Genomic DNA, 7,817 nt, shown 5'->3' with positions numbered 1-7,817 from the left:
ATGACATCACGCCTGATGATAGTGCGTATCATGACGATACCGCCCGTTACGATATTATCGGACGGTATGACGGCATCAGCCGGTATAACAGTGATACTGCGCAGCGAAGCGGTGTCGTGCAGGTGCCGCGGCAGCTTCAGCCGGAGCAGACCATCCCGCTGCCTATCCAGCCACGGCCGTCCCGGGTGTCGGTGCCGCAGCAAGCGCCGCCTCCCACGGTGTCAGCTCCGCCGACGCCGGCTCCGACGGTGTCAGCTCGGGTGGCGCCCGCTGGAGTGGCGCAGGCCCCGCCGGTACGGCGCGGAATGCAACCACAGTCGCCGCTTTCGCAGGCGGGCGGTGAACGCGGTTCCCACCATCCCGTTTGCTACCGCCCGATCGTGACATCCCACGACCTCAGCATGAAGGCGTTCAGCGCCACCCGCCTGCGCACCGGCTACACCATGGTCGGTGTTGACGCCTTCCTCGACCGGGCCGCCGCGGAGCTGCACCGCCTGCACACACTTGTGCGATCGGTCGAGAGCGGCTACCGACCGGATCCGAGCGAACTCGTCCTGCGCGTGACCCCGACGGAGATCAGCTCGACGACCTTCAACCCGACGAGGTTTCTGAGTGGCTACTGCGAACAGGAGGTCGATGACTTCCTCGGCGTTGTCGCGCGGGAGTTCGCAAACCTCCAGAAATTTATGTCCGCGGTGGCGGGTGCCGGCCGGACCGGTGGGCGCGGTCTTTCCTACCACGCTGGTATAACCGGTCCGGAGGTGGCGGGAAAGTTGTTTACCCGGACGCAGCTCGGTGTTGGCTACAAGGTTGATCAGGTTAATGACTTCCTCGACCGGGTGGCGCAGGATCTGGCCGTCATGCACGCTCTGGTGAAATCCGCCGGAGACGGCCGGCAGCGGGATCCCGGTTCGTTTCCCGCATGCCTCGCGCCGGCCGACATCAGTGCTGTCAAGTTCGATACGACGCGGTTTTACGGGGGCTACCGGGAGTACGAGGTCGACGATTTCCTCGATTTTCTGGAACGCGAGTTCGCCCGCGTCCAGGATTATCTGGTCGTCAGGTCCGATTGAGTGCCGGTGTGGCTGCGGTGATCGGGAGCGAGGGCGGCGCGGCATGGCAGGCCATGGTCGCGCCGCCGTTGCCGGCCCGGTATCGCGTGGTAGGTTAGAGCTTTCGGGCGATTGTCAGACCGTCCGAAACCGCCAGCAGAACGGCCTGAATCCGATTATCGGCGACCACGGCCTGGTTGAATGCCCGGATCGCCCGGACGTTCACCTCCTGGCTTGCCGCATCCACGACATCGCCACCCTGCAGCACGTTGTCGGCGACGATCAGCCCACCCACGCGCATCCGCGGCACCAGCAGGTCGAAGTACGTCTGGTAGGAGGTCTTGTCCGCGTCGATGAAGGCGATGTCATAGCTGGGCTCGGCGGGCAGCGCGGCGATGGTGGTCGCGGCCGGGCCGAGCCGTAGCTCGATCCGGCCGTCCAGGCCGGCGCGCTTCCAGTACTCACGCGCGAGCGAGGTCCAGTCCTCGTTCACGTCACAGCAGAGCAGCTGCCCGTCGGCGGGCAGCCCACGGGCGATGCACACCGAGGAGTATCCGGTGAACGTGCCGACCTCGATCGCCCGGCGTGCCCCCGTGCTTGCTGTCAGCATGGTCAGCAGCGTGCCGAGCTCGGTACCGATCTGCATACGGGCCACATCACGGAACGTCCGTCGGGTTTCCTCGGCGAGATCGACGAGGAGCTCCTCCGGCGGAGAGCTGTGGATTGCGATGTAGGGCTGGATGCCGCGTGCGAGGATCGGTGAATCGGCCGCACGGTCAAAATTGGCCATACAGGCAGGCTACTACTCCCATCTGCAACCGCATCTTCTCGGATCGTCGTTGTTGACCTTCAGCTTTCCGCTGGGGATGCCGTGTCGCCCGGGTGCATGCCGGGCAATTGCGGGGTGTGAGAACGAACCCCCGGACCCCGGCCCCGGCGCCGATCCCGCAGAGCGCCGACCGCACCGCCCCGGAGCTGGCCGGCGACACCGTTCACGCGGTTGGAAAGATCAGCGAGGCGTTGGAGTGGGTGGAACGGGCGAGAGGTCATCTCTACGCGTTCCACCAGATGTCCGGTCGTGCCGATCTCATGCTCGGGTCGGCGTTGGCGGAGCTGGAGAATGCCGGGCACGCTGACATAGCCGACCGGGTGCGTCGGGACCTGTTCGGGCGGAACGTCCTCGACGGCCGGTGGACCTTCCAGGTGGTCGAGGAGTATGACGACGGCTACTTCCGAACATTCGTGGAGTCCGAGCGGATGGTCCGGGACGCGCTTACCGGTGGCCGGCGACATGTCTACGAGGCCCGGATGAAGGCGTCCGAGCGTGAGCAGGCTGGGCGACCCGCGTTCGGACCCGGCGCCTGAGAGTTAAAAAACTACTTAAAGTAACATGAGTTACCCTTTTGGCATGGAAGGTGTAGGTTGGGGCATGTCCGGAGCAATATCACCCGCCGGCGGTTTGACAGGGCACCGTTTCGGGCGGCACGCTTGGGATGCGGCACCTCGTTCGGTGAGGCGTCTGCACGGACACAGGCCACTGACCCCGAACGTCGAGAGACGCCCCGGGTCAGGACAGCTCTCCCCGAGCTAAGGGGTGGGCCCAGGTGGCTTCCTGGTTGGGATTACGCCGTGCAGTGCCAAAGCTCTGACGAGGAGGGGTGTTCCGCACGTGGTCCGGTGCTGGGCTGGGCACGATTCGTGCGATCACTCTCTGCGCAGGTGAAGTGTGCCCACGGGCGCCCGGCGGTGAAAGGAGGTGGCGGGATGAGTCCCGGCCATAGTCCGTGCCTGTCCTTGGCTGGCTCGGCGACCCCCGCCGCCTGAGTCCGGTCCCTGTACCTGTACGGCATACCTCTGTACGACCGACATCGCCGCCGGGCTCTGGTTCGCGTCGGCGAGGGCGCTGCGCCCTGTTCGTCCATGCGGGTGGACTGGAGTGCAAGTCATGACTCATGGGCTGCTCCGGTAGGCGCGCTGGATCAACGAGTGCTCCGAACGCCGCTGTGAGCCCGGCGGCGCCTACCGGCACGGCCCGTAAGCCCCTCGAGGAGCTGGCGTGATGACCGTGATGGAGAACGCGTTCTACACCGAGGGTCGGCGTTTTGCGCGGCCGAACTCGTTGGGTGAGACCTATCAACTCCTGCGTGAGCGCCATGACGAACACAAGCAGGACCTCGCGTGGATCGGCCTGGTCCGTCCGGACCGGCGCGAGATCGCCTCGATCGCGAACGAGTTCGATCTGCACGAGCTCGCGGTCGAGGACGCCGTACAGGCGCATCAGCGACCGAAACTGGAGCGGTACGGCACGACCCTGTTCGTGGTCCTGCGTGCGGCGCGCTACAACGACACCCGCGAAGAAGTCGAGTTCTTCGAGCTGCACGTCTTCGTCGGTGATGATTATGTGATCACCGTGCGTCATGGTGACGCCCCGGACCTGCCGAAGGTACGGCGGCGGATGGAGTCCGATCCGGAGTTGCTCGCCAGGGGGCCGGAGGCGGTGCTCTACGCCATCCTCGACCGGGTCGTGGACGACTATGCGCCGGTGGTGGCGGGGCTGGAAAACGATATCGACGAGATCGAGACCGAGGTGTTCCGCGGGGACCCCGAGGTGAGCCGGCGGATCTATGAGCTGTCCCGGGAGGTCATCGAGTTCCAGCGGGCCACCAAGCCGCTCCTTGGGATGCTGGCCGCGTTGGCGTCGGGATTTGTGAAGTACGGCGTCGACGCCGAGCTGCAGCAGTACCTGCGTGACGTATCCGATCATGTCGTCCAGGTCGTGGAGCGCATCGAGGGCTTCCGGCAGCTGCTGGTGAACATCCTCACCGTGAACGCCGCACTGGTCGGGCAGCGCCAGAACGAAGAGATGAAGATCCTGACCGAGGCGAGTCTGGAGCAGAACGAGGAAGTCAAGAAGATCTCCGCATGGGCGGCGATCCTGTTCGCGCCGACCCTGGTCGGCACGGTGTACGGGATGAACTTCAGCGACATGCCGGAACTGCGCTGGGCGTATGGATACCCCTTCGCGATGGCGCTCATGGTCGGCGTCTGCGTCATGCTCTACACGATCTTCCGCAGCCGGCGATGGCTGTGACCACACCGGCGCCCGCCTGTCCTGTCTGAACTCCCGCCTGAACACGTTGTCATGCCCTAGGGTCTGGGGCTTGTGACCTGGGCCGCGACACCCGTTGGGCGGGGGGCGCGCGCCGCGACGGTGGCGGCCCTGGCGCTCGGCCTTGCGGTCGCCGGCCACCGGGCGGCGTGCGGCCGGTGGCCGTCGGTGCCGGTCATGGGGCTTGGGGCGATGGTGACAGCCCGGGTCTGCTGGGGATCGGCACAGGGTCGGATGTCCGCCTGGCGGCTTTCCGCCCTGGTGCTCGGCGTGCAGGCGGGCCTGCATCTCGCCTTTGCCGTCACCGAACCCACCGCCATGGCGAACGGTCTCGCCGGGGGCGCCTCCATCGACATCACTGATCTCACCCACAGCGGTGACATGGCGCTCCAGAGCGCCGCGCCGGGCGTGGACCTCCTGCCCGGTGGGCCCGCGATGGCGCTCGCGCACCTGCTGGCCGCGCTCGTCCTCGCGCTCTGGCTCGCTGTCGGGGAACGCCTTCTGTGGCGGGCGGCGCGGGGCACCGCGGCCGTCGCGCGCCGCGTCGCCGGCCGGCTGCTGCGGCACCGGATCGGGTTCGTCCGCCCGCGTATCGTCCGCCCGGTCCAGCCCGTCCGGTGGCTGCGGCGGGCACCACGTCTCGTCCTGCTCTTCCATGTCGTCATCCGCAGGGGTCCACCGGTTCTCGTACCGGCCTGACCGGTTCGGCGGGCGTGATCGCCCGGACGGTGTCCATCCGCGTGTAATCCGCGTTCCGTCCCACCGGGTTCAGCCGTGCCTCATCGGTCCGTCGCGGGGCCGTGAGTCAGAGCACACTGAGCTGATCTTCATGTGTGGGGCGTCGCCGCGGCATGTCCGCGTGACCTCATTCCTGTGCTGGAGACGCATGTGACCACTTTTGATCATCTTGGGCTGTCCCCGGACGAGCCCGTAACACCTCCTGCTCCTCCTGCTCCTCCCGTTCCCGTCTCTGTTGCTGTTCTTGCTCCAGCTCCAGCTTCTGCCGATGCCGGCGGCGCACGCCGCCTGCTGGTTCGGCTGCACTTCTACGCGGGCGTGCTGGTAGCGCCCTTTCTGGTGGTGGCCGCACTCACCGGGCTCGCCTACACCCTCACCCCGCAGCTCGACGGGCTGGTCTACGCCGACGAACTGCATGTCGAACGGGTCGGGACGAACCCGCGTCCGCTGGCCGAACAGGTCGTGGCGGCTCGGGCCGTTCATCCAGAGGGCAGCGTGGCCGCGGTGCTGCCCGCTGACGCAGCCGACCGGACGACCCGGGTCGTGCTTGACGTGCCCGGCCTCGGTGACGACAAGCAGCGCACCGTCTACGTCGATCCGTACACGGGCCAGGTGCGGGGAGCGCTGACCACCTGGTGGGGGAGCACCCCGCTGACCACATGGCTTGATGATCTGCACCGCAACCTGCATCTCGGCACGCTCGGGCGGAACTACTCCGAGGTGGCGGCGAGCTGGCTGTGGGTGGTGGTCGGCGGTGGTGTGGTGCTGTGGGTGCTCCGGCGGCGCAGTGCCCGGCGGCTGCGCCGGGTTCTGCTGCCCGATCTTGCCGCGCGGGGTCGGCGGCGCACGATGGCCTGGCACGGCAGCATCGGGATCTGGCTCGTACTCGGCCTGTTGTTCCTGTCTGCGACGGGCTTGACGTGGTCGCGGAATGCTGGAGCGCACTTCAGCTCGGCTCTGGACGCACTGCACGCCCACGCGCCGGAACTCGACACCACCCTGCCGGTGCCCGCCTCCAGCCCCGGCCCCGCCTCCAGCCCCGGCCCCGTCGCCGACCCACAGCATGCGGGCCATGTGATGACCGACAGCGGGACGACTGCTGCCGATTCGACGACCGACCACGGCGAAGCAGGCATCACCGGGCAGCTCGACCGGGTTCTCGCCACGGCGCGCGCAGGCGGACTGGACGGGCCGGTCGAGATCGACCTGCCCGCCGAGCCGGGCGTGGCCTGGAGCGTCGCCCAGACCGACAAGCTGTGGCCGGTACGGCTCAGCCAGGTCGCGATCGATCCGGCCGACGGCCTGATAGTCTCCCAGGCCGACTGGGCTGACTACCCGTTGCTCGCGAAACTCGCCAAACTCGGGATCGCGGCGCACATGGGCCTGCTGTTCGGCCTGGCCAACCAGGTGCTTCTCGCATCCCTGATGGTCGGCCTGCTGTGTGTGATCATCTGGGGTTACCGGATGTGGTGGCAGCGGCGGCCCCTACGCGACGATCGGCGGGCGCCCGTCGGCCCGGCTCCGGCGCGCGGCACCTGGCGCGGGCTGCCGCGGCCGGTACTCGTCGTCGGGGTCGTGCTCACCGCCGCTGTCGGCTGGGCACTGCCAGTCCTCGGCGTGACCCTGCTCGCCTTCCTCATGTTCGACGTGGCCGTCGGTGTCGTCCGGCGGACGCGGCAGCGCGGCGGCGCCACACCCGCCTGACGTCACACGGTCACCCGGCCCGGCCCGGCGTTACCGTCCAGGCCGGGCCGGGTGACCGCCACCGCCGTGATCGCGTTGGTCGCGTTGATCGCGTTGATCGCGTAGCTCGGCGGCGGTGGGTAAGGCGTCGTAGGTGCCGGGACGGCTGATGGTCAGCGCCGCGGCGGCGTGGGCGTGACGGACGGCGGTCGACTGGTCGGCGCTGGTGAGCAGATGCAGGGCGAGGACAGCGGTGAAGGCGTCGCTTCCGCCGGTTGTGTCGACGACGTCGGTCGGATGCGCGCTGTAGGTCTGGGCGTTCGCCGAGCTGGCACGGCGGTCACCGGTGCTCGTACTGGCGCTCGCGTCCCACAGGGTGCATCCGTTCGCGGCGAGGGTGACGCAGACGGTCGGCACGCCGAGCGTGCTCCCCAGGGCCTCGGCGAGTCCGTCAGCCTGCCCCGCGCGGGCGGGGTGGTGTTCGGGGAGCAGGGCGCGGGCTTCGGCTTCGTTCGGGATGATCATGTCGACCTGCTGCCAGGGTAGGGCCCGGTATGCGGTCAGGTCGGCGGGCGACGGCGCGGGATTGACGATGACACGGGTGCCGGCGTCCCGGGCGATCGTGACGGCCTGGCGGATGGCCTCGGCGGCTGCCTCGAAGGTGATGAGGACGGCGTCCGCATGGGCGATTTCCGCCTTCGCCCGGTGAACGATCTCCGCGCTGGCGATCATATTGTCGGCGATGCTCCACGTGGTGGCGTTCTGACCGTCGGGCCGGGTGAACACGACACAGACCGGGGTTGGCGCGTTCGGCTGGACGGTCAGATGGGCGGTGTCGATGCCCTCGGCGGTGAGCGTCGCGACAAGATCTCGTCCGACCGTGTCACCTCCCACGATCCCCACCGCCGTGACGTGGGCGCCGCCCCGCGCGAGGGTGACCGCCTGGTTGAGTGCCTTCCCACCGGGCGTCGTCCGGATCGCGTCGGCCTGGATGTGCTCGCCCCATCCGGGCAGCCGCGGTGTGCTGACCAGGCAGTCGGCGACGTAGGCGCCGACCACCACGAACCGCGGCGGGTGCGTGCGGGCTGATCGGGCAGCTGGCCCGGCGGGCACCGGGGACGGCACGAGCGGGTCGGTCATGGCCGCCTTCCGTCGGGGAACCGGTGGCTCACCACCGGTGGGAGTGAGCGTGGACAGCCGTTGAGACTAACGTCGTCCGCCCGAACCGGTACGGG

The 7,817-nt window shown here is 68.2% G+C and carries 7 protein-coding genes and 1 riboswitch; of the genes, 5 read left to right on the top strand and 2 right to left on the bottom strand.

The annotated features are described in order from the left end of the window. Nucleotides 1-401: 401 nt before the first annotated feature. Nucleotides 402-1,073, top strand: a complete 672-nt coding sequence (locus U9980_RS05510; RefSeq protein WP_322766960.1) for a DivIVA domain-containing protein — start codon at nucleotides 402-404, stop codon at nucleotides 1,071-1,073. A 94-nt stretch (nucleotides 1,074-1,167) separates the two neighbouring features. On the opposite strand, the gene U9980_RS05505 is transcribed toward U9980_RS05510, so the two are convergent. Next, entirely contained in the window at nucleotides 1,168-1,842 is a 675-nt protein-coding gene (locus U9980_RS05505; RefSeq protein WP_322766959.1) for an O-methyltransferase, read from the bottom strand. 116 nt (nucleotides 1,843-1,958) lie between these two features. Between U9980_RS05505 and U9980_RS05500 the strand changes: the two genes are divergently transcribed. The 4 genes from U9980_RS05500 (at nucleotide 1,959) to U9980_RS05485 (ending at nucleotide 6,603) form a co-directional block, all read left to right on the top strand. Continuing rightward, nucleotides 1,959-2,417, top strand: coding sequence for a hypothetical protein (locus tag U9980_RS05500; protein WP_322766958.1), 459 nt, complete (start codon nucleotides 1,959-1,961; stop codon nucleotides 2,415-2,417). Between the two features lie 130 nt (nucleotides 2,418-2,547). Further along, nucleotides 2,548-2,715: riboswitch (M-box (ykoK) riboswitch) on the top strand. 396 nt (nucleotides 2,716-3,111) lie between these two features. After that, a complete protein-coding gene (locus U9980_RS05495) occupies nucleotides 3,112-4,143 on the top strand; it encodes a magnesium and cobalt transport protein CorA (protein WP_322766957.1) in 1,032 nt (343 codons plus the stop codon). Between the two features lie 72 nt (nucleotides 4,144-4,215). Continuing rightward, nucleotides 4,216-4,860, top strand: a complete 645-nt coding sequence (locus tag U9980_RS05490; RefSeq protein ID WP_322766956.1) for a hypothetical protein — start codon at nucleotides 4,216-4,218, stop codon at nucleotides 4,858-4,860. 189 nt (nucleotides 4,861-5,049) lie between these two features. After that, complete coding sequence (locus tag U9980_RS05485; protein WP_322766955.1) at nucleotides 5,050-6,603, top strand: PepSY domain-containing protein; 1,554 nt, start codon at nucleotides 5,050-5,052, stop codon at nucleotides 6,601-6,603. Between the two features lie 30 nt (nucleotides 6,604-6,633). Here the strand turns inward: U9980_RS05485 and U9980_RS05480 are convergent, their stop codons facing one another. Beyond that, nucleotides 6,634-7,722 carry a PfkB family carbohydrate kinase gene (locus tag U9980_RS05480; RefSeq protein ID WP_322766954.1) on the bottom strand — a complete coding sequence of 363 codons (1,089 nt, stop codon included), beginning with the start codon at nucleotides 7,720-7,722 and terminating at the stop codon, nucleotides 6,634-6,636. Nucleotides 7,723-7,817 lie beyond the last annotated feature (95 nt).

The sequence above is a fragment of the Protofrankia sp. Cr1 genome (genome assembly GCF_963555865.1).
In the GTDB taxonomy this organism is placed as follows: Bacteria; Actinomycetota; Actinomycetes; order Frankiales; family Frankiaceae; genus Protofrankia.
This window is presented reverse-complemented; position numbering and strand designations above follow the sequence as displayed.

Coding starts and splice junctions, on each gene's coding strand:
- U9980_RS05480 (WP_322766954.1), bottom strand. CDS start 7,722: ATGACCGACCCGCTCGTGCCGTCCCCGGTGCCCGCCGGGCCAGCTGCC.
- U9980_RS05505 (WP_322766959.1), bottom strand. CDS start 1,842: ATGGCCAATTTTGACCGTGCGGCCGATTCACCGATCCTCGCACGCGGC.
- U9980_RS05510 (WP_322766960.1), top strand. CDS start 402: ATGAAGGCGTTCAGCGCCACCCGCCTGCGCACCGGCTACACCATGGTC.
- U9980_RS05495 (WP_322766957.1), top strand. CDS start 3,112: ATGACCGTGATGGAGAACGCGTTCTACACCGAGGGTCGGCGTTTTGCG.